Raw genomic sequence first — 25,717 nt, 5'->3', positions numbered from 1 at the left:
ACACATTCCCTACGCTGAAATAACTCCAATAACGGCACTGAAAAGGAAGCCATGTTGCTGATTTCGGCGCATTTGACGGATGTCAGGAGTTGACCTGAGTCATTGCAAACAGCTAATCCTTTCTCCATACTTGCGCCCGCATATTTCCCCACTTTAAACCCATTGGTAAGGCTATGAGCACAGTAAATGCAAACCTGACATACAACTACAAGGTGGTGAGACAATTCGCCATCATGACGGTGGTATGGGGTATTGTAGGTATGTCGCTGGGTGTGCTGATTGCAGCGCAACTGGTATGGCCATCCCTCAACCTCGACCTGCCCTTTACCCACTTCGGCCGAATCCGGCCGCTGCACACCAACGCCGTCATCTTCGGCTTCGGTGGAAGTGCCTTGTTCGCTACCTCCTACTATGTTGTGCAACGGACCTGTCAGGCGCGCCTGATTTCGGATGGCCTCGCTGCATTCACATTCTGGGGTTGGCAGGCGATTATTTTGTCGGCCGCCATCACGCTCCCGCTCGGCCTTACCTCCTCCAAGGAATACGCTGAACTGGAATGGCCAATTGATATTGCCATCACGGTTGTCTGGGTAATCTACGCTCTGGTGTTCTTCGGAACCATCACGAAACGTAGCACCCCACACATCTATGTGGCCAACTGGTTCTACGGTGCTTTCATCATCACGGTTGCTGCCCTGCACATCGGTAACAACCTGGCGTTGCCAGCCACTGCATTCAAGTCCTATTCCGCCTATGCAGGTGTCACCGATGCCATGATGCAGTGGTGGTATGGACACAATGCCGTAGGTTTCTTCCTGACCGCAGGCTTCCTGGGCATGATGTACTACTTCGTCCCCAAGCAGGCCAACCGTCCGGTTTATTCCTACCGCTTGTCCATCGTTCACTTCTGGGCGTTGATTGCGACGTACGTCTGGGCCGGCGGTCACCACCTGCACTACTCTGCCCTGCCAGACTGGGCCCAGACTGCAGGCATGGTTATGTCACTGATTCTGCTCGCGCCTTCGTGGGGCGGCATGATCAACGGCATGATGACCCTGTCGGGTGCATGGCACAAACTGCGTACCGATCCAATCCTGCGGTTCCTGGTGGTTTCTCTGTCCTTCTACGGCATGTCTACCTTTGAGGGTCCGATGATGGCCATCAAGACGGTTAACGCGCTGTCTCACAACACTGATTGGACCATCGGCCACGTTCACTCCGGTGCTCTGGGCTGGGTCGCCATGATCAGCATCGGTGCCATGTATCACCTGATCCCCAAACTGTGGGGTGTGCAAGCCATGTTCAGTACGAACCTGATCAACGTTCATTTCTGGCTCGCAACAGTTGGTACTGTGCTCTACATCGTAGCGATGTGGGTCAACGGCATCATGCAAGGCCTGATGTGGCGGGCTGTTAACCAGGACGGCACTCTGACCTACAGCTTTGTAGAAGCGCTGGAGGCCTCTTATCCGGGCTATTTCGTTCGGTTCATTGGTGGCGCCATCTTCCTGAGCGGTATGCTTATCATGGCCTACAACGTGTACATGACCATACGCCAGAAGGAAGCGGTTGCGCAGGATAATGCGGCGACACAGCCTGCGTAACGGGAGAGAGATCAAATGAAGCACGAAATTGTTGAAAAAAATATTGGTCTGATGATCGTCTTGATCATCCTGACTATCAGCGGTGGCTTTCTCGCAGAGATAGTGCCTCTTTTCTTCCAGAAAAGCGTGAATGAGCCTGTGGAGGGCCTTGAGCCTCTCTCGGCTGTTGAACTGGAAGGTCGGGACATTTACATCCGCGAAGGCTGCCACGTGTGCCATACCCAGCAGATTCGTCCTTTCCGGGCGGAAACTGAGCGGTATGGTCATTACTCCGTTGCGGGCGAATTTGTTTATGACCGTCCGTTCCTGTGGGGATCCAAGCGTACCGGCCCGGATCTGGCTCGCGTTGGTGGTCGGTATTCCGATGCATGGCAGCGCCAGCATCTGTACAACCCACGCAGTGTAGTTCCCGAGTCAAACATGCCGGCATTTCCCTGGCTGTTTGAAGATCGGGTAGACCATACCAAGACCGCCGCGAAGATGGAGACCCTCCAAACACTGGGCGTGCCCTACACTGACGAGCAGATTGCAGAAGCTTCGGCTCAGGTTGAAGGCAAATTCGAAATCGAGGCTCTGGTCGCGTACCTGCAACAACTTGGTACCGTGATATCAGAAAGACGGTGAACTAATGGATATTAATGAGTTACGCGGCATTCACACACTTCTGGTAATGGCGGTTTTTTTTGGAATCGTCTGGTGGGCCTACAGCGCTCACCGCAAGAAAGCCAACGATGAGGCAGCGCACCTGCCTTTCGATGACGATGACGTGGAACAGCGTACGCTCGAACAGGAAAAAACGGAGAATAAACAATGAGTACCTTCTGGAGCATCTGGATCAGTGTGATCGTGCTCGGTACAGTGTTTGGCTGCTGGTGGCTGCTGTGGGCGACTCGAAAGAGCCAGACGACCGATTCCGAGACCGATCGCACAACAGGCCATTCCTTTGATGGCATCGAAGAGTATGACAACCCGCTGCCAAAGTGGTGGTTTTACCTGTTCCTCGCAACCTGTATTTTCTCGCTTGGCTATCTCGCCCTCTACCCGGGCCTTGGCAACTTCAAAGGGCTTCTGGGCTGGACTTCCACGAATCAGTGGGAAGCCGAGGTTGCGGCAGCCGAGGAGAAGTATGGCCCCATTTATGCCCAGTACGGCCAGACTCCGGTTCCCGAGTTAGCAGAAAACGGCGATGCCATGAAAATTGGCCAGCGTTTGTTTGCTAACAACTGTGCGGTCTGCCACGGCTCGGCGGCTCGTGGTCAGGTTGGCTTTCCCAACTTGACTGACGACGACTGGCTTTGGGGCGGCACGCCGGAAGCAATCCTGGAGACCCTGCACAACGGTCGTATGGGCAACATGCCTGCAAAAGGCACCATGCCCAGCATGACCAACGAGCAAGTCGATCAGGTTGTTAACTACGTTTTGAGCTTCAGTGGTCGGGAAAAAGACGCCGAAGCCGCCAAGGCTGGCGAGCAGGTCTTCGCACAGGCCTGCGTGGCCTGCCACGGTCCTGAGGGCAAGGGTATGCAGGCCCTGGGAGCTCCCAACCTGACAGACAATACCTGGCTTTATGGTTCGACCTATGAATGGATCAAGGAGACCGTGATGAACGGTCGCCAGAACCAGATGCCTGCCCAGGATCGTCTGCTTTCAGACGATCAGATTCAAATTCTTGCGGCTTACGTATACAGCCTCTCGAACTGAGTCAGCCGGCCGGGATATAGCCCCGGCCCGGTCTTTTCAACCCTGTGTCTGCGATGCGGGCACAGGCTTAAAAAGATCAGCAGCCTAACGGCCTGTTGCCCCGCATTATCATTTTTCTGGAGGTAACGATGAGCAGTGAGATTCCGGTCAAACAGGTTGACCCATCCTCTGACCCCTCCGACAACAACAATAAATCCGGAACCGTCGAGCTATACGCCAGCCGCAAGAAAATTTACGTGAAGGAAGTCAAAGGCTTCTTTCAGCGTATCCGTAATGTCAGTCTTTTACTGTTGATGGGCATGTACTTTGCCTTTGTCTGGTTCACCCTGGACGGACAACCGCTGATTCATTTCGACCTTCCTGCCCGTGAATTCCATCTTTACGGAGCGACTTTCTACCCGAAAGATTTTATCTTGCTCTCGGGAATGCTGATCATCAGCGCTTTTGGTCTGTTTTTTATTACCACGCTATTTGGCCGGGTCTGGTGTGGCTACACTTGCCCCCAGACCGTGTGGACCTTCATATTCATGTGGGTTGAAGAACGGATCGAAGGAAGCCGAAACAAGCGTATGAAGCTGGACAAGGCCCCGCGATCCACTGAAAAGGTTGTCAAAAAATCCGCCAAGCATGCGGTATGGCTGCTGATCGCGTTGGCCACTGGTCTGACTTTCGTCGGCTATTTCTACCCCATTCGCGAATTGATTACCGATCTGTTCACCCTACAGGCCAATGGCTGGGCCTATTTCTGGGTTGCCTTTTTCACCGTAGCCACCTACCTCAATGCCGGATGGATGCGTGAGCAGGTTTGTCTATACATGTGCCCTTATGCACGTTTCCAATCGGTGATGTTTGACCCCAACACCCGTGTGGTCTCCTACGATCCCAACCGCGGCGAGCCCCGGGGCGGACGCAAGAAAGGCGTGGATCCGGCGGAGGCCGGGCTGGGCGACTGCATCGACTGTGGCCAGTGCGTTCAGGTATGTCCGACTGGTATCGACATCAGAGACGGGCTGCAGTACGAGTGTATCGGCTGCGCCCTGTGCATTGATGCCTGTGACGAAATCATGGACAAAATGAATTACCCCAGAGGGCTGATCCGTTACACCACAGAGAATGAGTTGGAGGGCAAAACCTCGAAGCTCCTGCGGCCCAGAACCTTTGGCTACGGCGCCGTGCTGTCGGTTATGATTGCTGCGATTATTTTCACGATTGCCACCCGGGTTCCCGCCCAGATGGATGCTCTGCGTGATCGCGGCGCGCTGTTCAGCTTCAACGGTGAGGGTCGTATCGAGAATTCCTACACCCTCAAAATCGCCAATATGACAGAGGTTCCTCAAACCTTCTCCCTGTCGGTAACCGGACTGGAGGGAATTCGTATCCTGACTGACAACTCGGTGACCGTAGAGAGTGGTGAAAACCGTTCGTTGCCGACTGTTGTCGATGTGCCACCGGAATCCATTGCCGAATCCAATAACGACATTCTGTTCAGGGCTCAATCAGAGTCAGATTCTTCGCTGAACCTGGAAACCGAAAGTCGATTCGTCGGTCCAACGCGCTGATCAGCGATCGCGTGCGGATCCGAACGTTTAAACGAGATAGAGATATATGACTACTGAAACACCCGTTGCCCCGTGGTATCGCCAGCCCTGGTTCTGGTTCCTCCTGATTTTCCCGGGTGCGTCAATTATTTATTGCGCCATTGCAATCACCATCGCTATCAACACGGAAAACTCAATGGTGACGGACGACTGGTCCAAGGAAGGCCGCGGGATCAATATGTCCATCGCGAGGGACCAGAAAGCATTGGACCTTGGCATGGAAGCTCAGATTGACTTTCAGAACCGGAACGTCACGGTCAACCTGAATACCGTGGAAGGTCCGGCTGACTTCCCATACCTGATTCTCAACCTTTTCCACCCGACACTCTCGGACAAAGACCGCACTATCCAGTTCCAGCAGATCGCCCCAGGGCGATTTGCCGGGAAACTTCACAGCGACATCGACGGCCGTTGGTACTATGACCTCCGGGGCCCGGCCAATGAATGGCGCCTTAAAGGTGAAACCTGGTTACCCACTGAAAGCGGCATTACCATCAAGGCCGGGGAGTCTGCCCAAGGTTGACGCACCTGGATTGCTTCCACTGCGGTGAACCGGCAGACGGTGAGCCGCCCATCACCCTTGAGCTCGATGGCGCAATCCACCACTTCTGCTGCCAGGGCTGCAAGGCGGTTTGCCAGACCATCCATAGCGAGGGTCTGACCGGTTTTTACGATTTCCGGACCAAGCCGGCTGTCACACCAAAGCAACTGACAAACGCCGAAGTGAACCGCCTGAGGGAGCTGGACCATCCCCTGGTTCAGGAATCCTTTGTCGCCCCTGTCAAAGGCGCACAGGAAGCCCAGTTGCTGATTGGAGGTATCACCTGCGCTGCCTGTATCTGGCTGCTTGAAAATCACATGAAGCAGCAGCCGGGTGCCGTGTCTTTTTCGGTGAATCACACCACACAGCGTGCCCGTCTGATCTGGTCCCAGGACCAGGCGCCGCTGAGCGACCTTCTGATTGCCATCCATGAGCTCGGCTATTCGGCCCGACCATACCAGGCAGACGAGGCAGAACAGGCTCTAAAGGCAGAGCACCGTTCCATGCTGATCCGGGTTGCCATCGCGGGCATAGGCTCGTTCCAGAGCATGATGCTGGCATTCCCATTGTACTTTGAACTGGTCAATGACCTGTCAACGGAGTTTATAAGCTTTTTCCGCTGGTTCAGTCTGCTGGTCGCTACCCCTGTGGTTCTTTATAGCGCCGCCCCCTTTTTCCGCAACGCCCGCCGGGATCTCCTGAGCCGGCACCTGACCATGGATGTACCGGTTGCCATTGCAATCGGGCTTGCCTACCTCGCCAGTGCCTGGGTTACGATCGTTGGTGGGGACGAAGTCTACTTCGAGTCCGTGTGCATGTTTACGTTCTTCCTGCTGCTGGGTCGTTATATCGAAGTTCAGGCCCGCTACCGTGCCGGGCTGACCGGTAATGCCCTTGCGGGGTTCCAGCCGACCGTTGCCACACTGGTGAGCGGTGATGATACGGACATCGTCCCGTCCCACCAGATTCGGCCCGGCGATGTCGTTCGGGTTCGGCCCGGTGAGACTCTGCCAGTGGATGGAGAGATCGTCCGGGGAGAGTCCACCCTGAACGAGGCGGCGTTGACGGGAGAATATCTGCCAGAAACCCGTTATCCCGGGGACACGGTTCATGCCGGCAGTGTGAACGGCGAGAATCCTCTCGATGTCCGTGTGGTAAAGGCGGGCGCGCAAACGCGGCTTTCAGGCATTCTCAGGGTATTGGACCGGGTACAATCCGAAAAGCCCCAAGTCGCGATGATGGCCGACCGGATGGCGGGGAAATTTGTCGGACGGGTACTGATACTGGCACCCGTCGTCTGGATCGGCTGGTGGCTGGCCGGCGCCGACAACGCCTTCGATATCACCCTGTCGGTACTGGTGGTAACCTGCCCCTGCGCTCTTTCGCTGGCAACGCCGACCGCGATCACCTCCGCTACCGTCAGGCTGCGCCGTCTCGGGTTTCTGCCCACCCGGGGCCATACCCTCGAATCAATGAACACCATCGATACCGTAGTGTTCGATAAAACCGGAACATTGACGCGCGGCGAACTCAGCCTCACCGGTGTCGACATTGTTGGCAGCATGGATAAACCAACCTGCCTGAAGCTCGCCGCCGGGCTCGAGAAATATTCCGAGCACCCCATTGCCCGTGTATTCCATCGGCGCACCACTGCCGCCGTCGAGAACGTGCAAAACCACGTCGGTGGGGGTCTCTCTGGCCAGCTGGAAGACAGGCCGGTTTTCATCGGCCACCGGGGTTTTGTCCAGCAGCACATCAGTGCACCCGCGCCCAGCGCCGAACCTCATCAGGGCATGGAGATCTGGCTGGCATCGGATCGCGAATGGCTGGCCTGCTTTCGGTTGGACGACCAGCCCCGAGCCGACGCCCGTGCGGCGATCAGAGCTCTTCAGGACGCTGGTATTCGCACATTGCTCCTGAGTGGCGATCGGTCCGGACATGTTGAGCAGGTAGCAGGCATGCTGGGCATTGACGAAGCGATAGGACAGGCCTCTCCGGAGGAAAAACTGGCGGTACTTCAGAATTTTGAATCTGAAGGCAGGCGCATCATGATGGTCGGCGACGGGCTGAACGATCTTCCGTCCATGGCCGGGGCGGGAATCTCGGTCGCCATGGGCACTGCTGCGGATCTGACCCAGCTCAAAGCCGATGCGGTACTTTTGAATGGCCAATTGCTGCAGTTGGTTGAGGCTCTGAAAACCAGCCGTCAGACCCGGCGCATCATCCGCCAGAATCTCTGGTGGGCCCTTGCCTACAATGTCTGTGCGCTGCCCCTGGCTGCCGCAGGCATGGTGCCACCCTGGCTGGCAGCGATCGGGATGTCCCTCAGTTCCCTGGTGGTAGTGTTAAATGCGCTTCGGCTTGGCAAAGCGCCTGACCAACCGCATCAGGATAATCCCCCGGTTGGCGCACAGGCCTTGTCCTGATACCGTAGTTTTATACTCATTTTTTGAGGGTTCGCTGTGAAAATCGTAATGTTCCTCGTTCCGGTGATGCTCATCCTGGTAACTCTGGGCGTCGTGCTTTTTTCATGGGCGGTCAAGAACGGCCAGTACGATGACCTGGAAGGCCCTGCCCATCGGATACTTTACGATGATGACAAAGATATGATTCCGGACGATGCTCGCACTGACAAGACGGCCACAGAGAACTCATCCCCAGAGCAAGCCGTTCACGTCAGCGAGGCTGACAAGCCGGATGAGGATAAACCGCAAAAAGGATGAGCCCGGAACTTTACCTCAGCTATCCGAGCGCCTTCCTCATAGGACTCCTTGGCAGCACGCACTGCCTTGGCATGTGCGGTGGCATCAGCGCTTCCCTCTCAATGGCACTGCCTGTAGGCCGGGGTTTCCGGTTACGACAGACGGTCATGCTGCTGGCATTCAACTTTGGGCGCATCGGTAGCTATGTGTTGATCGCCACACTGGTCGCGCTGGCCAGTACCACGGCGGCCAGTCAGTGGAGCACGGCCGGTCTTGTGCTTCGTAGCCTGGCCGGGGTTTTGCTGATCTTCATGGGATTGTCCATGGGGCAATGGTGGCAGGGGATTCGTTACGTCGAACGGGTCGGCGCTCCAGTCTGGGCTCGTCTCTCTCCACTGACGCGTCGCTTCCTGCCGGTAAATCACGGAGGACAGGCGCTTGCCCTCGGAGCGCTCTGGGGCTGGCTGCCCTGTGGTCTGGTCTACAGCACTCTCGGGTGGGCTGCGCTACAACCGACGGTGGGCTCGGCCGCACTAACCATGCTGTTTTTCGGGCTTGGCACCCTTCCTTCCATGCTCGCAACAGGTTTTGCGGCCAACTGGATCCGAGGCTTGCAGAGCCACCAGTTGTTCCGGAAGGTCACCGGTGGGCTGCTTATCCTCTTCGGGCTATGGACCCTGCCTTTCCTGCATCTGTTCGGACACTAGTGTCCCGTCTGGTTAATTCGCTGACCTACTGAGCCACTGAGAGCCTTGAGAGCAAGGCGCGATGGCGAAGGTTTGGTGGTTCCAAATCGAGTCAGCGCAACGCGGCTATCAAGGCTCTCAGTGGCTCCCGAAGGGCGCGGCGCTGAGGCCCCTGGCCGGGTGTTGCCAGCACTTGATGTGGAACCACCACACCTGCGTACTGGCGCCTTGGCCAGGGGCCTCAGCGCCACGCAGTAGGTCAACGAATTAACCAGACGGGACACTAGCTACCTAGATATTCAACACGTCCAGGCGACCGAAGTCAGCAGTGGCCTCAGGTTCGGCAGTGTGAACGGCCTGGCGTTTACCGCCGAGGCGCCTTCCTTCCCGAAAATCGTAGAGGTTGGTATCAGCCAGGTGCGACGGCTCCACATTGCACATGGCCCGGAACATGGTCTCCAACCGGCCGGGGTGCTGCTTGTCCCAGCTCTGGAACATGTCCTTGATAACCTGGCGCTGCAAATTCTCCTGTGAACCACACAGGTTGCAGGGAATGATGGGGAACTCTCTCAGACCGGCGTAGCGGGCGATATCCTTTTCGCGGCTGTAAGCCAGCGGCCGGATAACAGTATTGCGGCCATCATCACTGTGCAGAACTGGCGGCATGGACTTCAGTTTGCCGCCATAGAACATGTTCAGGAACAGGGTTTCCAGCATATCGTCCCTGTGGTGACCCAGCGCAATCTTGGTCACTCCGTGCTCTTCGGCGAAATTATAGAGAATTCCGCGACGTAGCCGACTACACAGACCGCAGGTAGTCTTCCCTTCGGGGACTTTTTCCTTAACAATACTGTAAGTGTCCTTTTCGATGATGTGGTACTCGATACCCATGGCAGACAGGTATTCGGGCAACACCTCTTCCGGAAAGCCGGGCTGTTTCTGGTCAAGGTTGACGGCAATCAGCTCAAAAGAGACAGGGGCGCTCTTCTGCAGGTTCAGCAGGATATCGAGCATGGCGTAAGAGTCTTTGCCGCCGCTGAGGCAGCACATGACTTTGTCACCGGCCTCAATCATCGAAAAATCGGCAATTGCCTGCCCGACTTCGCGGCGCAGACGTTTCTGCAGCTTGTTCAACTCCAGCTTCTGGCGGCGCTCCCGCTCTGGGTTGAGGGATTGTTCGGCACTGGCGATCATTGCTTCGGACATACCAACTACGTTCATAGGTTAAATGGACGTGGGATTATACGCGTCACATGGATTCAGGGACAGGATACCAACATGGATACGTTGCAATCGAGTGAAGAGGCCGCAGGTAAACGGGAACAGAACCGCATCCGGAACCGGAGAGCTATCCTTCTCGCGGCAAGGGAATGTTTTCGCGAGCGGGGGTACGAAAAATCGACCATCCGCGACATCGTACGCCGAACCGGTCTTGCCGCCGGTACCTTCTACAATTATTTCTCCAGCAAGCAGGACATCTTCGCCGCCCTGCTCACTGACTTCCTGACCAATCTGAACGACAACCTCACCCGCCACCGACGTGCTGCGGACACCACAGAAGATTTTATCCACTACGCCTACATGGCTTTATTCACCGCGACCGCCCGGGATCCACTGGTTTACGAGCTCGCGCACCGAAATGATCGAGCGCTACGGGAGCTGTTTGGTTCGGATATTCTCGGTCTGACCATGCTGTCACTGGAAGACGATGTTCGCGAGGCGATGGCGCGGGGGCTACTTCCCCGGATCGATCACGAATACCTGTGCGCCGCTTTCTTCGGCGTCGCCTATGAGACCAGCCTGACGCTTGCCAGGCGAGCCCACAGGAACCCGGATTCAGCGGAGGCTGAAGCGATGACCGCAACCAAATTCTCTACCGCCCTGTTTATGGGCGGGCTTCCCCGACTGGCTGCACTTCCCTGATGGCCGGGAGTGCCCTACCATGGACTCCATGACCGAAAGCCAAGCCCCGATCAAAACGTCTTACCCTGGAGCGGTGAACGAAGATGACTGCCTGGAGCAGCAGATTCAGCACCTGCTGGTGGCCGTTGAGCATGAAATCCGGTCAACGCCAGCGGGTATGAACGAGCTATCGCTGATCAAGGCGCTCCAGGGGCAACCGTGGGAGCTGCTCGGAGACGTTGTTTTCAGCGAACCCGAAAAACTCTATCCGGTTCATTTTCTGCTATTCCACGTGCTCTACCGTCTTCGGGACCAGTTGTCCGAGGCCGGCGAAAGCCTCCAGATATCGCCTCTCAATATACGTATCGAAGAGCAGACTGTGGTCAGTGGCGAGGGTGTTCCGGACAGTATCGACACGCTTCGTCAATTCTACCTGGATCTCTCCCAGTACCGTCTGCCGGAGGAAGCGATCCAACAGATGATGAATGATTTCTGGGCCGGCGCTCCCGGGCAGGCACCGGCGCAGGCCGAAACACGGGAAGCAGCGGAAATACTGGGCTTCCAGGCTGTTCCTTCTGATTTCCCGACCGTCAAGAAGCGTTTCCGCCGGGCAGTTATGAACGCTCACCCGGACCGCGGAGGCAAGACCGAAACCATTCAGGATCTGAATCAGGCCTTTGCCGTACTCAAAGCACACTTCCGTCACAGCATCTGACCGGCCGGTTTGATCGGGCCGGAGCGAAGAAACACAGGAGACGATATGCCGCTCAAAGCATTCCTGAAAATTTCCTTGGCCGTCGTGGTTATGTCGACCGCGACCTCAGCCCGGGCAGACCTCGTTGTCCTTCAGTATCATCATGTCAGCGATTCCACACCGCCAGCGACCAGCACGTCTGTGTCCCTGTTTGAAGGCCAGCTGGACATGATTTCGGATCTGGAACTGGACGTTGTGGATCTGCAGAAAGGTACTGAATCAACACTGGCTGGCGCAGGTGGAAAGGGCAACCGCATTGCGATTACGTTTGATGACGCCTATGACTCCGTCTACCAGACCGCGGCACCGCTGCTTGCTGAAAAAGCCTACCCTTACACAATTTTTGTCAACACCGAAGCGGTTGGCCGTAAGGGCTATATGACCTGGGAGCAGATCAGGGAACTCGCCGAACGACCGGGCGTAACCATTGCCAATCACAGCGCCGACCACGATCATCTGGCGCGTAAACCGAACGAAAGCGAAAGCCACTGGCAAGCCCGGGCGACCAACAGCCTGGATGCGGCCCAGGAGACCCTTGTCCGTGAGCTGAAGGCGCCTGCGCCCATGTTTGCGTACCCTTATGGAGAGTTTGATGCAGCTTTGGAGCGGAAAGTCGCAGAACGCGGCTGGTACGGTTTCGGTCAGCAGTCAGGCGCGATAGGGCCCAAAACCGCGAACACGCGATTGCCCCGCTTTCCGATGGCGAACGCCTACGGCCAGTTGGGAAGTCTTGAAAACAAACTTCGCAGCAAAGCATTTCCGATTGATACGGGAAAGCTGCCCGACGGCGTGATCTCCGAGAATCCGCCCACCCTTACTTTCCCGCTGGTTGAATCCATTGGAGCCGACCGGCTGACGTGCTTTGCCTCCGGTCAGGGACGCATCGACTTTGAGGTGGTTGATGGCGCCGTTGAAGTGCAGGCACCTGCGGCGTTCAGCAGCCGTCGATTCCGTTACAACTGCACCCACCCTGCAAGCGATGGTAGCTACTACTGGCTGTCGCAACAGTGGCTGGATCTTAGCAGGCCAGAGGACTGAAACCTCATTCCTCCGCCTGCATCAGGCCGATTTCACCGTGCCTGCTGTGGGGGATTTTGCGGGGGCCGGCGTCGGTTTCGATAACGGTCTGACCGTTCAGGTCTTCATCTCGTGTAAACAGAACCAGCCAACGCTCTTCCTGGCCCGGGAAAGCGGGAACCCATGCTTCCAGGTAGCCCCGCCGATGCCAGTTTTCCGGGGTAAAATCCATCACCAGGTCTGTTACCAGCCTCAACGGCGCCATTTTCTCATCCAGAAACACCAGCGAGGGCACGAACACACCGTCTTTGGCATAGGAGCGCAGGCGGATGACCAGACTGCGATGCATGTCCGCGTCCGGGAGTTCAATCAATTGATAGGGGCTGGTGCCGGTGACAAACGGGTGGCTGGCTGAGTCGTCAGAGAGGGTAACGCCGAATTCCCTTCCCGATTGCCAGCTTTGCCGATCAGGGACGTCCATGGATTCACAACAGCTGGCTGAAAACCGGGTAAAAAAGTCATCGGTTTGAGCTTCAATACCCAGTATCGCGAAGGCGTCCGGGTCATACCCCTCTACTGGAGCTGCGCCCTCTCCAGCGGGGCCTGCCTGGTAAACGCTGGCTTCAGTGATCTGAACCGGTGGTTCAACCAGCCCTTTCTCAAGGTCAGAGCGGGTATCCGGCCGGTAATAGCTGACCCGGACATTGCCCTCGGCGTCACGCCAGGTGAAATAGGGTTGCCGCTCTCCCGGCCGAACGTAGCCGTCTTTTTCAAGCTCCCCGGCATCCGGATAGTTTTCAAGTGTGTACTCGTTTTCTTCCTTCAGGCCCGACCCAGGGCTGGCCCCATCATCTGACTGCGTTGGCTCTTCCGCGGACCCCGAATCGCTGAGCGCTCCAGCATCCTTGGCAGTCTTATTATTCGCGGCTCCTGCGATGGGGGAATACCGCACCCTGCCCTGCTCGTCTACCCAGGTAAAATAGCCCTCTCGCTCGGATACCGTGGACCCGCCAACCTGGCAACCTACCAGAACCGCTACCAGAAAAAGACACAAGGCTAATTTCAGTAAAGAGCCGCTAATCACTGCGAATGACTACCCTTTGGTTAATGGCACCACTCAGAACTTGGTCCGGAAACTGAGGCCCGCCATGACAACCCGTAGCGAGGTTTTGACATCCAGACCTGCATAGGGGTTGTAGATAATGTTAGTGATGTTGTCGCAGTTCAGGTTACAGCTGGTGTCCGCGGGAATCGACTCTACCGAGTGAAGGTAGCTGAGATTCATGTCAATTTGAGTGTCCTTGTCCCACTGGTACCCCATACCGATGCTGTACAGATTTGCCCCACCGAACGGCGCCATTACCTGTCGCTGATCATCCGGGATAACGGAATCCCGGATTTCCACACCGGCACGCAGGTCCAAACGGGAAGACGCATGAAACTCCATGCCAAACGCCCAGTTCCACTGGCTCTTGAAACCCAGCGGCAGCCTGAGGGTATTCGGCGTGGCATTGTCCGGTGACAGGATCCGCGCCGCATTGAGGAACTCCAGGTTGCGGTCGAACCGGAAAACGAAGGCATCCCACTGTTCGTAATCGGTCCAGCCGATGTCGGCGTTTAGGGTCAGCTTTGGATGCACATCAACGCTGATGCCGGTCTGGAAGTGTTGAGGGTACACCAGATCCATACTGACGTTGCCGGATTCCTTGGGCGCACCGGACGGAAGACTCAGGATCGCCGAGGTAATCGCACCCAGTACGGATCCGTTGACGCTCTGCCAGAAGCCAGACCAGTCGTCGGTGTACTGGATTTCGAAGGTGCCCTTCATGTTCATTTCAGCTTCTGAGGTGTAACTTGCGCCCCAGCTGAACCAGTCCGTCGGCTCCCACATGACGCCCAGTGCATAGGTGGGGGACAGGGTTTCCTGGACGTTGATACTCAGAGCACCGATATCATCCCAGGGGCCGACGTTACCGCCGCAAAGCGCCAACCAGGGCTGGAGGGGCTCGTCGCCGCTTTCACAGTTGAAGGCGTCCTGAAGCACTTCCGCGACACCCAACAGCAGGTTGGGCGCGCGCATGTATTGGTCTGCCGCGATACCCATATGGGACAGGTGGATACCGGCACCCACGGACCAATCGTCGTTGATCTCGTAACCAACCGTGGGTGAAAGATAAGTCGTACGTTGCAGCGCCGTGGCCTGGGGCTGGTAACGGCCAGGGTCGTCCTTGTCGCGATAAAAGCCGGCCGCCAGCGGCAGGTAGAACGCGTTACCAAAGGTCAGTTTCGAGCCCGGCGGGTTGATACTGATCCCCGCTGAAGGGGCCAGGGCCGGTCCGGGAGGCGCGCGAAGAATACCGTATCCGGGCAAATACAGAGCGACGTTGTTGGTGTGGCTGTGAGTATTGGCAACCGGGTCCCGTTGCTTTCCGGTCAGTGGATCCGTTTCGAGGCCATCGATACCGAAAATTTCATACCCTTCCGGCGCTGTGAAGTCCGCGTCAATGTCGAGATAGACGCTCATCAGGTTTACTTCCAGCTGGCGCCCGTCCAGTTTGGTCAGGCCCGCTGGATTGTAGTGAATCGCCATGATCCCGGGCGGATCGGCTGTGACGGCATTGCCGAGCGCCAGCGCCTTGGGATGAATGGTCAGGTTCTGCGCCAGCTGGGCCTGGGCACCACACGATAGGGTCGTGGCGATCAGCGCCGCGAGAATCTGACGGTTGTGGCTTCTCTGTCCCATGAAATCCTTCCCTTCCCGTAGATCGTTAACGACACCAATCACTCTTTGAGACCGGAGAAGTTAATGGGTAGGGAGACCCCGAGGGAAAAGTCCGGAGCGTCCTCGGTGAGACCAATCCCGAGACTGGTATTCACTATGGTGGTATCGCTGACACGGGTACCCAGTGACATACTCAGGAAACCGGTCATCTGGTCCTGGGCAACGGCCTGGTCGCCATTAGAGAAGGTCAGAATGGTTTCATCGCTGTAGCTGAGCTGAGCGGAAATACTCAGTGAAATATCGTAAGACAGGGAATAGGCAAAACCCGCCGAACCGGACAGCCCGAACCCTGGATCCACCTCTTCAAGAAGCCGTGCGCCCCTTACCTGCTGCAGGTTTTCGGCCGGCAAGTTATAGGTGGCACTGACCGATCCGAAGATCACCACCGGATCGAGGACTTTGGAAAGGCTTGCGCCGCCACCGATCGAATAGTAACCGCTACCAGTAGACAGCTGCTCGTTGATATCGATCTCGTAGGGGCTGACGCCGGTCTTGGTGGACAGGGTTCCAAACAGCGTGGTCGACATCTTGCCGGGGACATAGGCGAACGGCTGCCAGCGCCCGGTAAATGAGATATCCCCAAAGTCATAGACGTTGAGCTCATCCTGAGTGTCGTATTTGACCACCAGCGGAATTCGGGTTCCGACCGTCAGGTTGTCCAGCAGGCCATAATCGTAGGAAAAGGAATTCGTAAAACTGTGGGTCGCCGATGGCACCACATCCAGATTTCTCACCGATCCATTGGTAATGGCCAGGTCAAGGCGCTGGTCCGCGGTGTAGGAATAGTCGAACGAGTAATTCAGGGAATGAGAGCCCTTTTTCTGCAACGAATAGTTCTTCTCGGCAGCCTGGAACACTTCCTCCAGTTGTTGCGAAGCATCTTCGTCGCCTTCTTGTTTGGCCAGGGCTTCCCGCGCCTGATCCACACTCCCTTCCTGCGCCAGGGCCATGCCCGGAAGCAGACCTGCCGTGGAAACAAGGATAAAACCTCGCACAAACCAACGATTCATCCTGACTCCCTTATTTTATTTGTAGTGTTCCTGACCCGGGACTACCCGGTGAATTAGTTCCGACGGTAGTGCAACTGCTTGCGGGTGTTTTCCACACTGCCGTCGGGATTGTTTTTCTGGCGTTCGAGCAGATTCTGGATCCGCCGCTGGGTGGACTCGTGAAACGCCGGTATTCTTTCCAGCGCCAGAAGGGTCATTGTCTGGTCATCCACAAAGCGAAGGTCTTCTTCCTTCAGCTCGAGATTGTCCAGTGGCTTATCGCTGCCCGGGAAGACGATGAAGAGCACATTGTCGTCCCACTTCTCCTCGAACTGGGCCAGCGTGAAGGAGATGTTGCCTACCGAGGGGTCTGCCAGATAGGCACGTCCGTCACGAATCGTCCTCAACACCACGAAATGTTTGAAACCCGCGTGATGGATGGGCACGATCGCCGGGTGGTCAAGATCCTTGAGGTCATCAATCGTCGCCCGGAAGCCGCCTGAGGGATAACCGAGCGCTGTCACCAGTCGCTTCATATCCAGCATGGAAAACGCGCGACGTTCCACGATGCGTTCGCTTTCGCCGTAATGAAGCAGCCCCTCCATGACCTGACGTTCCGACAGGGTCCGACCCAGGTAGAAATTCAGCACGGTGGTCAACGCCGCACTGCCGCAGCTGTAGTCATAGGCCTGACGAACGATGTTGCGGAACTTCTGCTCCACCAGGGGCTCGACCCTGGCATCCGATCGCAACTTTATCGGGCTCGAATCTACGTCCTGCTCAATAACAATCTGACCCTTCTCAAAAGGCTCCACCACGGTGGCTTCCTGCACCATGGTGAATGTAAGAATGGATCCAGCGAGCACCAGCAGCATGTCAGACGAAGTCCCTGTTTTTATTGGCCACGTTATTGAGCGGGTTACATGTTGTTACGGTAAGATACCGAAAAGCCTGCGCCCTTAAAGATAACTGTGCCTCAAATCTGTCGCTGCAGGAGGGGCCTTACGGAGGGGAATTGAGAACTGTTTCATGACATCGGTGGGAATCGGGATGCAGGCCCGGTTGCCGGGCCTGCCACTCAGAGGGTAAAGACTGCCCCGAGTAACAGATAGCTCAGGACAGTCACTACAACTATACCCGCGAGGTTCAAAGCAAAACCGGCTCTGATCATGTCACTGATCTGCATATGGCCACTGGAGAACACGATGGCATTGGGTGGCGTAGCCACCGGCATCATGAAGGCGCAACTGGCGGCAATTGCAGCCGGCACTGTCAGCAGCAACGGCGACACCCCCTGACTCAGGGCCAGCGCCCCCAGCAACGGCAGAAACGCCGCTGCAGTCGCCGTATTGCTGGTAACTTCCGTCAGAAAAATGATCACGCCCACCACCAGCAAGATCATGACGAGAGTCGGCAGGGTGCCGGCCACTCCAAGACTTTGGGCGATCCACTCTGCAAGGCCGGAACTGCTGATCACGCCCGCCATGGCCAGCCCCCCGCCAAAAAGTAGCAGTACGCCCCAGGGAATACCCTTTGCGGTTTCCCAGTCCAGCAGAAACTCACGGTTGCGGGTATTCACCGGGATCATGAACATGGCGATGGCCGCAGCAATGGCAATGCCGGTGTCGCTTAGCCAGGGCATCAATCTGTCGGATAATAAAGGCCTGAAGATCCAGGCACTTGCAGTGATAAGGAACACCAGCGCCACAAGTTTTTCGCCCTTGCCGAGCGAGCCCAACGCATCAAGCTCTTGCCGTATGGCCTCGCCACCATCGCCAGAGCTGCCAAGACCGAAGTCCCGGCGGGTCAGCCACCACCATGCCAGCACCAGCATTACGATCGTTACCGGAACGCCAAGAAGCATCCATTGGGCAAAGCCCACGGAGACCCCCTGATTTTCGCTCAGGTAGGCGGCCAGCAAGGCATTTGGCGGTGTGCCAATGAGTGTGGCAATGCCACCGATGCTGGCAGAATAGGCGATAGCCAGCAGCAGGGCCGTGGCATAACGCCGAACGCCCTCGGGGTTATCATTGGTATCCATCATGGCTACCACCGACAGACCAATCGGCAGCATCATAATGGCGGTTGCCGTATTGCTGACCCACATGCTCAAAAAGGCCGTGGCCAACATGAATCCGGCAATCTGGCGTCGGGGCTTGCTACCCACGGCCTTTAGCGTCATCAGGGCGATTCGCCGGTGCAAGTTCCACCTCTGCATCGCAAGCCCGAGGGTAAATCCCCCCAGGAACAGGAAAATGATTGGATTTGCATAGGGCTCGGTGGCTTCACCAACTGTTCCAAGCCCGAGCGCGGGAACCAGCACGATCGGTAACAGGGCGGTGGCGGGGATCGGAATGGCCTCGGTGGACCACCAGGTCGCCATGAGCAGCATCAATCCCAGGGCGGACCATGCTTGCCCAGACATGGTTTCAGGAGGTGGAAGGATAATAGTCGCCAGAAGAAACGCGGCTCCGAGGGTGAGCCCGATCACCTGGCTGCGGGGCAATCCCTCCGATTGGTTGTCAGCATTGAGTTCTTCCGACATACAGTTCTTTTCCATTAATCAGGCTTTCCACTCCAGCTGGCGGCACAGCGTTATAGCTCCTGAAGCTGACGATCATGAAAACGCCCGAGCAGGATAAGGGCCAGGATGGCCCCGGACAACGCCCAGGCCATATCCGACTGAGTGTCCCAGACATAACCCTGGGTGCCCAGAAATGCCTCGGCGGCTTCGTCGCTGAGCAACGCCACCCACCATTCGATCAACTCGTAAAAGGCGCTTACCGCGAGACAGAAGCAGACAATAAAAAACGCAGCCCAGCGGCGACTCGAGAACACCTCGAAACGAATGACCACTTCCCTGGCGACCATTGCGGGGATAAAACCCTGCGCCAGATGGCCAAGCTTGTCGTAGTTGTTACGCTCCCAGTCAAACCATTCCCGAAACCAGTCGAACAAAGGTACTTCCGCATAGGTATAGTGCCCGCCAACCATCAAAATGATGGCATGCACCAGAATCAGGCCATAAACCAGCGGCGTGAGTGGGTAACGGAAGAAACACCAGACAACCGCTGCGAAACCAATGGCGGCAGGCAGCACCTCCAGAACCCAAGTAGCCCGATCTTTTGGCTCAATCGCGGACCAGATAAATACCGCAAGGAAGACCAGTACCCAGGCCGAAGGCGCTAATCGCAGGCTCATGCTTTTCCTCTCGTGCACAACGATCAAGCCGTGCCGGATCGAAGGAAACGACCGTAGCCGGGCTTCCTGCCCAGATCGGGTTCCACCTCGCCGCCCGTCACTGCCGGCCGTCCATTGATCAACACCTCTCTGACACACCCGGGCACCCGGTTAACCATTCGTTCCAGCCCGAAGTTTTCCATCTCGCCCCATTCAACCTGTTCCAGATCCTGATCAAGGCCACGGGGGTCAAGTATCGTTATATCGGCCCGGTCCCCTACCCTGATATGACCTGCATCAACACCAAGCCAATCTGCCTGTTCGCCGGTCAATCGGTGCACGGCACGTTCGAGGGACATGATCGGCTCGCCCTCGCCGTGGCTTTCATTAACCAGCTTCAGAAACCGAAGCGGCAGGTTGTAGAAGGCCATATTCCGGATGTGCGCGCCGGCATCGGAGAAGGTGATCAGCGCGCCCGGATTGGTCACCATTTTTCGGAGCCTATCCTTTCTGTGATTCCCCACCGTGGTAAACCAGCGCAGCGAACGTCCATGGGCGACCACCATGTCGAGGAAGAAATCGACAACATGGATGCCGCGGTCTGCCGCCAGTTCAGCGAAGTTTCGCCCGACGACACTCTTGTCCGGGCAATCGAGAATGACAGCATCACCGAAATCCCGCTGCCAAACGCGCGGAGAGAGCTTCTCCTTATAAAATTTCCGGAATTTCCGGCGGTACTGTTCGTCCTTGAGGAGTTCGTTACGCTCGAGCTGATCCCGGATATCCAGGGCCATTTCACCGGCACCGAATTCTTCGAACAGCACGATATCCATGCCATCGGCATAGACCGTGAACGGTGTCGGCAGCAGCTGCCAGCGAAAATTACCGCCAAAGCTGTTGGCCAGCCATCCCACCAGACTGGCCATGGGTTTGACCGTGGGGTTACCCTTAAGGTCGATCATCGCAATCAGGGTTGTTTTCAGGGGCTTTCTCAACCAGCCCAGGGTTTCTTTCAGGTATTGAGTTACCTGCAGCGGATTGGCCGCATTGGGGGCGCCCTGGTGCACCCGCCCGTAACGGCGCAAGATGGCATTCAGACGGCTGACCTCCCGCCAGCGGGCGTAAGTGCTCGGCAGGCTCTTGGACCACTCCCGATCACCGTCCACCTTGTCCCATTTAAGGCACATGGTGGAAAGACCGAGGAACCCTTCCTTCAGGGCCTCCTCCAGCAAAGCCTCCATTTTTTGCTGTTCTTCGGCAGTTGGCGTCACGTTCCTGTCGGTGGCGCGATGAAGACCCATGACGGCGGTTCTCAGATCACTGTGGCCAAGAAAACTGATTACATTAGGCCCCAGTGGATGCTGATCCATGAACGCCACCCACTCTTTTGGTGTCTGCCAGGACTTGTGCTGCTTCAGAATGGGTAGCACTTTTTCTCTCGGGACCGTTTCCACCCGGGTAAAAATATCCGAGGCGTCCTCCGGATCGGAACAGATCATGCTCAGGGAACAACTACCGATCAGCACGGTGGTGACACCGTGACGCACGGATTCAGACAGGGACGGCGCTACCAGCAACTCGGCATCGTAATGGGTATGAGTATCAAGAAACCCCGGCGTCACCCAGCAACCGCTGGCGTCAATCGTGCGCGTCGCAAGGCCGGGGTCGGGCTGCTCATCAAAGACTCCGGCAACCCGCCCATCTTTGACGCCAACATGGGCTATGCGTGAGGGTCCGCCGGTACCGTCAAAGTAGCGACCACCGACAATAAGAGTATCGAACTGGTTCACCGTGCCAGTCTCCTTTTTGTTTTTATCTGCCGTCAGTCTAGCCAGCCAAACGTGATATGTCCTCTCATTTTAGCCCGCGGATCTTGCAATGCAGGCCATTAACGAAGTCGGATTCGGCTGCCGTCTTCAAGTTGACGGTCCGGGTGTCGGACGACGCTGTCTGCCTCGGTCAATCCTTCCTGGATCACTGTATGAAACCCGTTTGTGCGACCGACCGACACGTCTGTCAGAACCGCAATGTCATCGACAACGCGGAATACCTGATGCTGCCCATCAGTGACAAAGATGGCGGATTCCGGAACCTGAAGGACATTGTCGGAACGCCAGAGCAGAAACTCGGCGTCCACCCGATAGCCGTCCCCCAGGCTTTGCCAGGCATCAGCGGGACTGGTGATATCCGCGACCACCTGTACCCGTCTTTCTTCCACGCCCAGAGCCGACACGTCCTCGAATCCAACCGGCTCAACGCGCCGGACGGTAGCGTCAAGAGTGCCGCCACCCCACCCAGTGAGACGCGTCGCCATACCGGGTTGGAGATTCACGGCATCAAAACTCAGAACATCCACAACCACCTCTAGCGCCCCGGGATCCCCCAGTTCCAGAATGGCTTCACCGGCCTGAATCACACCCTCGCTTTTCCTCACAACTCCCAACACAGAGCCGTTTACAGGGGACCTGACCGACACACGTTCAACGGGTCCATCACCATTCGCCCGCGCGGCAGACACCTCAAGGCGGGTTCGGGCCGCTGCCAGTTCGTGGGCCATCACTTCTTCGTCAAAGCGTGCGGAACGCAGAATGGCTTGGGTTCTGGCCGCAGCGGCCCGGGCCTGCTGCAGACGCTCGTCGGAAACAAAACGATCATCACTGAGAGCCTGTAGGCGGGCCAGCTCACGAACGGCGAGGTCTGCTTCAGCCTCGGCGGCCGCCACTTTTTGACGAGTGGAGTTCAGCGCCGAACGGGCCGACTTTACCTTGGCCTCCGCTTCGGCCCGACTTCGGGCATCAAGGGTACTGGCAGGCATGGGGTCTACCTCCGTCAGCAGCTCTCCCGGAATCACCGGATCCCCCACTTCCATCAATACCCTATGTAAATAGCCGGCAACCGGTGATGAAACCACATATCGGTCACGCACCCGCGTTTTGCCTTCCTCCTTGATGGTGATTTCCATGGGTCCACGGGTTACCGGCGTCAGATCCACCCAGACCGGATCGGGTCGGATCGTGACCACAACTGCAAGACTGGCGAACAGAACAAACACCCCCCAGAACAACCATTTTCCGGCAAACCCTTTTTTCGCCATAATCCCTGTTCACTCCCCGGTTGCTCTCGCACCTATTCCCGTGTTTTCAACACCGCTACCAGATCCAGCGCTCTCAGGCGCCACCAGGCAATAACCCCGGAAGCGACCGCCGATACCACCACGACCAACGCGGACATGCCAAGCGTCTGGCTGGTGATCGTCAAGGGCACCCGGTACAGCTCGGTTTGCATGGCAGTAACAATCATTAGCGCCAGACCCTGGCCTATCAGCCAACCGAGAGGAATACCCAGAAACAGCAAGAGCGCAACCTCTCCCAACAATATATGCGCAACTTCGTTATGGGTGTATCCCAGCACTCTCAGGCTCGCCAACTCCCGACCTTTTTCCGCCAGGGAAATCCGGATGGTGTTGTAGACCACTCCAAAAGCGATGATTCCGCCCATCAGGCTATTAAAAAAGGTGAACGTCAGGAAGGTTCTCGCCAGGGTGTCGTAGAAGCTGTCGAGCATGGCCTGCCGGATGCTCAGGCCAAGCACTCCCGGGGTTTCACGAAGACTGTTATAGACTTCCGAAGCCTTGTTTTGGTCCAGGTTTATCAGGACCTGATTGATCAGCGGCCCGTCCCCCAGTGCCCGGTTCAGGGCATCCAGATCCATGTAGGCACCGACCCCGAGAAACTCGCTGGTGATACCGGCGACCGGAACCATAACCGTTCGCCGGTCACCTTCGAGCAGCTCCAACTGCAGAACATCCCCTGGACCGACACCAAGCTCATCGGCCAGGTAGTCGGTTAACAGCAGCCCTTCGTTTGGCAGCGGCACCGGTTGAAGATCACTGTCGATGACAAATTGCAGCCGGGCATGGGCGGGTATTCCCGTGACCGCACTTCGCCACTCCCGATGGCCGAAAACCAGACGTGCCGGCACCGAGCGGCGACCCTCAACGTACCGGATCCCGGCCTGCCTCTGTAAGCCAAACAGAGCTGCGCTATTCACCGGTTCAATAAAGGTCGCGGCCAGATCCTGCTGCTGCACCCGTGCAAACTGCGTGTGCACCATCAGGGATACCGAATCGAACTGGAAGTTACCCACCATCACGATAGCGGTGGCCATGGCGACCCCACTCATTGATAACAGGGTCCGGACCGGACGACGGGAGAGTTGGCGCACGATCATTCGGGAGGGCTGGGCGAAACGGATTCCCGAGAGCAGCTTTTCCACTATGGTCACCCGGTATCTGGCCGGCCCCTCAGGCCTCATGGCTTCAGCGGGAGGCAGTGCCGCTGCCTGCCTGATGGCTCGCCAGGCACCGAGCCAGGCGACCACAATCGTCATCAGGCCCAGCAGCACAACCCATACGGGGTCAATGCGAAACAACAGCCCCGGAAAGCGGTAATAATCCATGTAAAGTTCACCGAGAGAGCGTCCAAGCCATAGGCCAAGGGCAAGCCCGGCCAGCAAACCGATGACGGCGATCACGATGACCAGTTTGCTGTAATGCCAGGCAATCTGACGGTTGCTATAGCCGAAGGCCTTGAGTACGGCGACGATATCCCGTTGGGTGCTGATCAGACGACCAATCACCACATTCAACAAAAACATGGCCACACTCATGAAAATGAGGGGGAAAACCGTCGCCATGGCTTTCAGCTGATTGAGCTCGTCACTCAGAAAGCGGTGGGAAAACTGGTCGTCCCGACCAAAAGCCCCCGTTGCCCCATACCGGGCCAGCAATCGATCCAGAGCGTCAATGACAGAAGCAACAGAATGGCCCGGTTTGAGCGTCACCACCAGGCTGTTGAAAGCGCCCCGCATATCCATCGCGGATTCCAGGGCCTCCCTGTTCATCCAGAGCACGCCATACCGCTGATAGTCCGGCAGCATACCGCCCGGAGGAATGACATAGATAAATTCCGGTGACTCAACAATGCCGATTACCGTGAGAACCTGCCGACGGCCGTTGATAATGGCTTCAAACTGATCCCCCAGAGCCAACTCATGCGCGTCGGCAAAGCTTCCGATAACTGCGACCTCCTGGCTTCGACCAGTAGCCGGGAGCCGTCCCTGACGAATAAAAAGGCGGTTGACTTCAGGCTGACCTTCCGGCGGAACAGACACCAGGCGAGCCGACACCGGATCCGGGAACCCGGGTATTGCCAGTTTCGCAGCGCCTTCGACCCTCCCCTCGTACCTGGCGATACCAGGCAGCGCAGCGATGTCCTTGAGAGTATGACGTGGAGCCCGTTTAACCGGCGCAAAGACTTCGGCAAACTCGTGTTGGTCGTAATACTGGGCTCTGGTTGCCAACAGCGATGAATAGTTCACAAGAGACATCACGCACACGCCCACGCCTCCGGCAATAACCAGTGCGATGGCCACTACTTGACCGCGCATCTGCCAGAGTTCCCGCCGTAACTTTACGTTCAGAACCGTGTTCAATCCCTTCGGGAACATCGCTGTTTCTCTTCAGTGCCGTTACCAGGACAATGTGCGAGGATCCTGACGACATTCATTAAGGCGCTCACCGCTGATATTGCCGTCCGAGAGCGTTATCACGCGATCCGCCATGCCGGCGATGGAAGCATTGTGGGTAATGATGACGGTAGTCGTGCCCGTCTCCCGGTTGGCTTTGTCCAGTGCCTCGAGCACCAGTACGCCGGTGGCGGAATCGAGGGCGCCGGTTGGCTCGTCGCAAAGGAGTACATCCGGTCGTTTGGCAATAGCCCGGGCAATGGCAACGCGCTGCTGTTCACCACCGGAAAGCTGGGCCGGAAAATGGTCAATGCGGCTCTTGAGCCCAACCAGTTCAAGTGCCTCTTCCGGTGTCATTGGATTGGTCGCTATCTCGGTAACAGCCGCTACATTTTCCCTGGCGGTAAGGCTGGGAATGAGATTGTAGAACTGGAACACGAAACCAACGTGTTCACGGCGGTAACGGGTCAGTTCGCGGTCGCCGGCAGCACTGAGATCAATATCCCGATACCGGACCTCGCCGGTCGATGGCACATCCAGCCCGCCAAGAATGTTAAGAAGTGTGGATTTACCAGAACCGGAAGCGCCCAGCATGACGACCATTTCGCCACCATAGAGATCCAGATCCACGCCACGAAGCGCATGAACCTGAACCTCCCCCTGATCATAGGTTTTCGTCAGGCCCCGGGTCTGGAATACGGCTGAGCCGGTCCTGGATGCCTGCAATGGCTCCAT

General features: G+C 56.9%; 23 protein-coding genes. 12 read left to right on the top strand and 11 right to left on the bottom strand.

What is annotated here, in order from left to right:
- The first annotated feature begins 173 nt into the window (after positions 1-173).
- The 9 genes from ccoN to ACWJ62_RS05285 all read left to right on the top strand — a co-directional run bounded on the left by ccoN (position 174) and on the right by ACWJ62_RS05285 (position 8,853).
- Positions 174-1,604, top strand: a complete 1,431-nt coding sequence (ccoN, locus tag ACWJ62_RS05325) for a cytochrome-c oxidase, cbb3-type subunit I (RefSeq protein ID WP_449285239.1) — start codon at positions 174-176, stop codon at positions 1,602-1,604.
- 15 nt (positions 1,605-1,619) lie between these two features.
- Positions 1,620-2,228 carry a cytochrome-c oxidase, cbb3-type subunit II gene (gene ccoO / locus ACWJ62_RS05320; protein ID WP_349518375.1) on the top strand — a complete coding sequence of 203 codons (609 nt, stop codon included), beginning with the start codon at positions 1,620-1,622 and terminating at the stop codon, positions 2,226-2,228.
- Positions 2,229-2,232: 4 nt separating this feature from the next.
- Positions 2,233-2,418, top strand: a complete 186-nt coding sequence (locus tag ACWJ62_RS05315) for a cbb3-type cytochrome oxidase subunit 3 (RefSeq protein ID WP_349518374.1) — start codon at positions 2,233-2,235, stop codon at positions 2,416-2,418.
- Positions 2,415-3,305: a cytochrome-c oxidase, cbb3-type subunit III gene (gene ccoP, locus ACWJ62_RS05310; RefSeq protein WP_449285238.1), complete on the top strand. Its 891-nt coding sequence runs from the start codon at positions 2,415-2,417 to the stop codon at positions 3,303-3,305. Before ACWJ62_RS05315 ends, ccoP begins: the two co-directional genes overlap by 4 nt.
- A 128-nt stretch (positions 3,306-3,433) precedes the next feature.
- Entirely contained in the window at positions 3,434-4,864 is a 1,431-nt protein-coding gene (gene ccoG / locus ACWJ62_RS05305; RefSeq protein WP_449285237.1) for a cytochrome c oxidase accessory protein CcoG, read from the top strand.
- 46 nt (positions 4,865-4,910) lie between these two features.
- The gene (locus ACWJ62_RS05300) at positions 4,911-5,426 is read left to right on the top strand and encodes a FixH family protein (RefSeq protein ID WP_449285236.1); all 516 of its coding nucleotides are present in this window, start codon (positions 4,911-4,913) and stop codon (positions 5,424-5,426) included.
- The gene (locus ACWJ62_RS05295; protein WP_449285235.1) at positions 5,423-7,870 is read left to right on the top strand and encodes a heavy metal translocating P-type ATPase; all 2,448 of its coding nucleotides are present in this window, start codon (positions 5,423-5,425) and stop codon (positions 7,868-7,870) included. The genes ACWJ62_RS05300 and ACWJ62_RS05295 overlap by 4 nt, the downstream gene beginning before the upstream one ends.
- 36 nt (positions 7,871-7,906) lie before the next feature.
- Positions 7,907-8,167 carry a cbb3-type cytochrome oxidase assembly protein CcoS gene (gene ccoS, locus ACWJ62_RS05290; protein WP_449285234.1) on the top strand — a complete coding sequence of 87 codons (261 nt, stop codon included), beginning with the start codon at positions 7,907-7,909 and terminating at the stop codon, positions 8,165-8,167.
- Positions 8,164-8,853 carry a sulfite exporter TauE/SafE family protein gene (locus tag ACWJ62_RS05285; protein ID WP_219120244.1) on the top strand — a complete coding sequence of 230 codons (690 nt, stop codon included), beginning with the start codon at positions 8,164-8,166 and terminating at the stop codon, positions 8,851-8,853. Before ccoS ends, ACWJ62_RS05285 begins: the two co-directional genes overlap by 4 nt.
- A gap of 270 nt (positions 8,854-9,123) precedes the next feature.
- Here the strand turns inward: ACWJ62_RS05285 and ttcA are convergent, their stop codons facing one another.
- A complete protein-coding gene (ttcA, locus tag ACWJ62_RS05280; RefSeq protein ID WP_449285233.1) occupies positions 9,124-10,038 on the bottom strand; it encodes a tRNA 2-thiocytidine(32) synthetase TtcA in 915 nt (304 codons plus the stop codon).
- Between the two features lie 72 nt (positions 10,039-10,110).
- Here ttcA and ACWJ62_RS05275 point away from each other — a divergent pair, with 72 nt between their 5' ends.
- From ACWJ62_RS05275 to ACWJ62_RS05265, 3 genes are read left to right on the top strand one after another with little or no spacing between them, the layout of a single operon-like run.
- A complete protein-coding gene (locus tag ACWJ62_RS05275) occupies positions 10,111-10,755 on the top strand; it encodes a TetR/AcrR family transcriptional regulator (RefSeq protein ID WP_449285232.1) in 645 nt (214 codons plus the stop codon).
- A 19-nt stretch (positions 10,756-10,774) separates the two neighbouring features.
- Positions 10,775-11,449 carry a DNA-J related domain-containing protein gene (locus ACWJ62_RS05270; protein ID WP_449285231.1) on the top strand — a complete coding sequence of 225 codons (675 nt, stop codon included), beginning with the start codon at positions 10,775-10,777 and terminating at the stop codon, positions 11,447-11,449.
- 45 nt (positions 11,450-11,494) lie between these two features.
- The gene (locus ACWJ62_RS05265) at positions 11,495-12,526 is read left to right on the top strand and encodes a polysaccharide deacetylase family protein (protein WP_449285230.1); all 1,032 of its coding nucleotides are present in this window, start codon (positions 11,495-11,497) and stop codon (positions 12,524-12,526) included.
- Between the two features lie 4 nt (positions 12,527-12,530).
- On the opposite strand, the gene ACWJ62_RS05260 is transcribed toward ACWJ62_RS05265, so the two are convergent.
- The 10 genes from ACWJ62_RS05260 to ACWJ62_RS05215 all read right to left on the bottom strand — a co-directional run bounded on the left by ACWJ62_RS05260 (position 12,531) and on the right by ACWJ62_RS05215 (position 25,717).
- Positions 12,531-13,559, bottom strand: coding sequence for a MalM family protein (locus ACWJ62_RS05260; protein ID WP_449285229.1), 1,029 nt, complete (start codon positions 13,557-13,559; stop codon positions 12,531-12,533).
- A 63-nt stretch (positions 13,560-13,622) separates the two neighbouring features.
- Positions 13,623-15,248, bottom strand: coding sequence for an OmpP1/FadL family transporter (locus tag ACWJ62_RS05255; RefSeq protein ID WP_449285228.1), 1,626 nt, complete (start codon positions 15,246-15,248; stop codon positions 13,623-13,625).
- Between the two features lie 38 nt (positions 15,249-15,286).
- Positions 15,287-16,297, bottom strand: coding sequence for a transporter (locus tag ACWJ62_RS05250; protein ID WP_449285227.1), 1,011 nt, complete (start codon positions 16,295-16,297; stop codon positions 15,287-15,289).
- Between the two features lie 53 nt (positions 16,298-16,350).
- Entirely contained in the window at positions 16,351-17,151 is an 801-nt protein-coding gene (locus tag ACWJ62_RS05245) for a C39 family peptidase (RefSeq protein ID WP_449285226.1), read from the bottom strand.
- 203 nt (positions 17,152-17,354) lie between these two features.
- The gene (locus ACWJ62_RS05240; RefSeq protein ID WP_449285225.1) at positions 17,355-18,821 is read right to left on the bottom strand and encodes an SLC13 family permease; all 1,467 of its coding nucleotides are present in this window, start codon (positions 18,819-18,821) and stop codon (positions 17,355-17,357) included.
- 50 nt (positions 18,822-18,871) lie between these two features.
- Positions 18,872-19,477 carry a DUF2238 domain-containing protein gene (locus tag ACWJ62_RS05235; RefSeq protein WP_449285224.1) on the bottom strand — a complete coding sequence of 202 codons (606 nt, stop codon included), beginning with the start codon at positions 19,475-19,477 and terminating at the stop codon, positions 18,872-18,874.
- Positions 19,478-19,500: 23 nt separating this feature from the next.
- Positions 19,501-21,246, bottom strand: coding sequence for an N-acyl-D-amino-acid deacylase family protein (locus ACWJ62_RS05230; RefSeq protein WP_449285223.1), 1,746 nt, complete (start codon positions 21,244-21,246; stop codon positions 19,501-19,503).
- A 98-nt stretch (positions 21,247-21,344) separates the two neighbouring features.
- On the bottom strand, positions 21,345-22,550 hold the full coding sequence (locus ACWJ62_RS05225) for an efflux RND transporter periplasmic adaptor subunit (protein WP_449285222.1): 1,206 nt from the start codon (positions 22,548-22,550) through the stop codon (positions 21,345-21,347).
- Between the two features lie 32 nt (positions 22,551-22,582).
- On the bottom strand, positions 22,583-24,904 hold the full coding sequence (locus tag ACWJ62_RS05220; RefSeq protein WP_449285221.1) for an ABC transporter permease: 2,322 nt from the start codon (positions 24,902-24,904) through the stop codon (positions 22,583-22,585).
- An 81-nt stretch (positions 24,905-24,985) separates the two neighbouring features.
- Positions 24,986-25,717, bottom strand: coding sequence for an ABC transporter ATP-binding protein (locus tag ACWJ62_RS05215; RefSeq protein ID WP_449285220.1), 732 nt, complete (start codon positions 25,715-25,717; stop codon positions 24,986-24,988).

The organism is Marinobacter sp. PE14 (genome assembly GCF_053566155.1).
This window is presented reverse-complemented; position numbering and strand designations above follow the sequence as displayed.

Coding starts and splice junctions, on each gene's coding strand:
- ccoN (WP_449285239.1), top strand. CDS start 174: ATGAGCACAGTAAATGCAAACCTGACATACAACTACAAGGTGGTGAGA.
- ccoO (WP_349518375.1), top strand. CDS start 1,620: ATGAAGCACGAAATTGTTGAAAAAAATATTGGTCTGATGATCGTCTTG.
- ACWJ62_RS05315 (WP_349518374.1), top strand. CDS start 2,233: ATGGATATTAATGAGTTACGCGGCATTCACACACTTCTGGTAATGGCG.
- ccoP (WP_449285238.1), top strand. CDS start 2,415: ATGAGTACCTTCTGGAGCATCTGGATCAGTGTGATCGTGCTCGGTACA.
- ccoG (WP_449285237.1), top strand. CDS start 3,434: ATGAGCAGTGAGATTCCGGTCAAACAGGTTGACCCATCCTCTGACCCC.
- ACWJ62_RS05300 (WP_449285236.1), top strand. CDS start 4,911: ATGACTACTGAAACACCCGTTGCCCCGTGGTATCGCCAGCCCTGGTTC.
- ACWJ62_RS05285 (WP_219120244.1), top strand. CDS start 8,164: ATGAGCCCGGAACTTTACCTCAGCTATCCGAGCGCCTTCCTCATAGGA.
- ttcA (WP_449285233.1), bottom strand. CDS start 10,038: ATGTCCGAAGCAATGATCGCCAGTGCCGAACAATCCCTCAACCCAGAG.
- ACWJ62_RS05275 (WP_449285232.1), top strand. CDS start 10,111: ATGGATACGTTGCAATCGAGTGAAGAGGCCGCAGGTAAACGGGAACAG.
- ACWJ62_RS05270 (WP_449285231.1), top strand. CDS start 10,775: ATGGACTCCATGACCGAAAGCCAAGCCCCGATCAAAACGTCTTACCCT.
- ACWJ62_RS05265 (WP_449285230.1), top strand. CDS start 11,495: ATGCCGCTCAAAGCATTCCTGAAAATTTCCTTGGCCGTCGTGGTTATG.
- ACWJ62_RS05255 (WP_449285228.1), bottom strand. CDS start 15,248: ATGGGACAGAGAAGCCACAACCGTCAGATTCTCGCGGCGCTGATCGCC.
- ACWJ62_RS05250 (WP_449285227.1), bottom strand. CDS start 16,297: ATGAATCGTTGGTTTGTGCGAGGTTTTATCCTTGTTTCCACGGCAGGT.
- ACWJ62_RS05245 (WP_449285226.1), bottom strand. CDS start 17,151: ATGCTGCTGGTGCTCGCTGGATCCATTCTTACATTCACCATGGTGCAG.
- ACWJ62_RS05240 (WP_449285225.1), bottom strand. CDS start 18,821: ATGTCGGAAGAACTCAATGCTGACAACCAATCGGAGGGATTGCCCCGC.
- ACWJ62_RS05235 (WP_449285224.1), bottom strand. CDS start 19,477: ATGAGCCTGCGATTAGCGCCTTCGGCCTGGGTACTGGTCTTCCTTGCG.
- ACWJ62_RS05225 (WP_449285222.1), bottom strand. CDS start 22,550: ATGGCGAAAAAAGGGTTTGCCGGAAAATGGTTGTTCTGGGGGGTGTTT.
- ACWJ62_RS05220 (WP_449285221.1), bottom strand. CDS start 24,904: ATGCGCGGTCAAGTAGTGGCCATCGCACTGGTTATTGCCGGAGGCGTG.
- ACWJ62_RS05215 (WP_449285220.1), bottom strand. CDS start 25,717: ATGGAGCCATTGCAGGCATCCAGGACCGGCTCAGCCGTATTCCAGACC.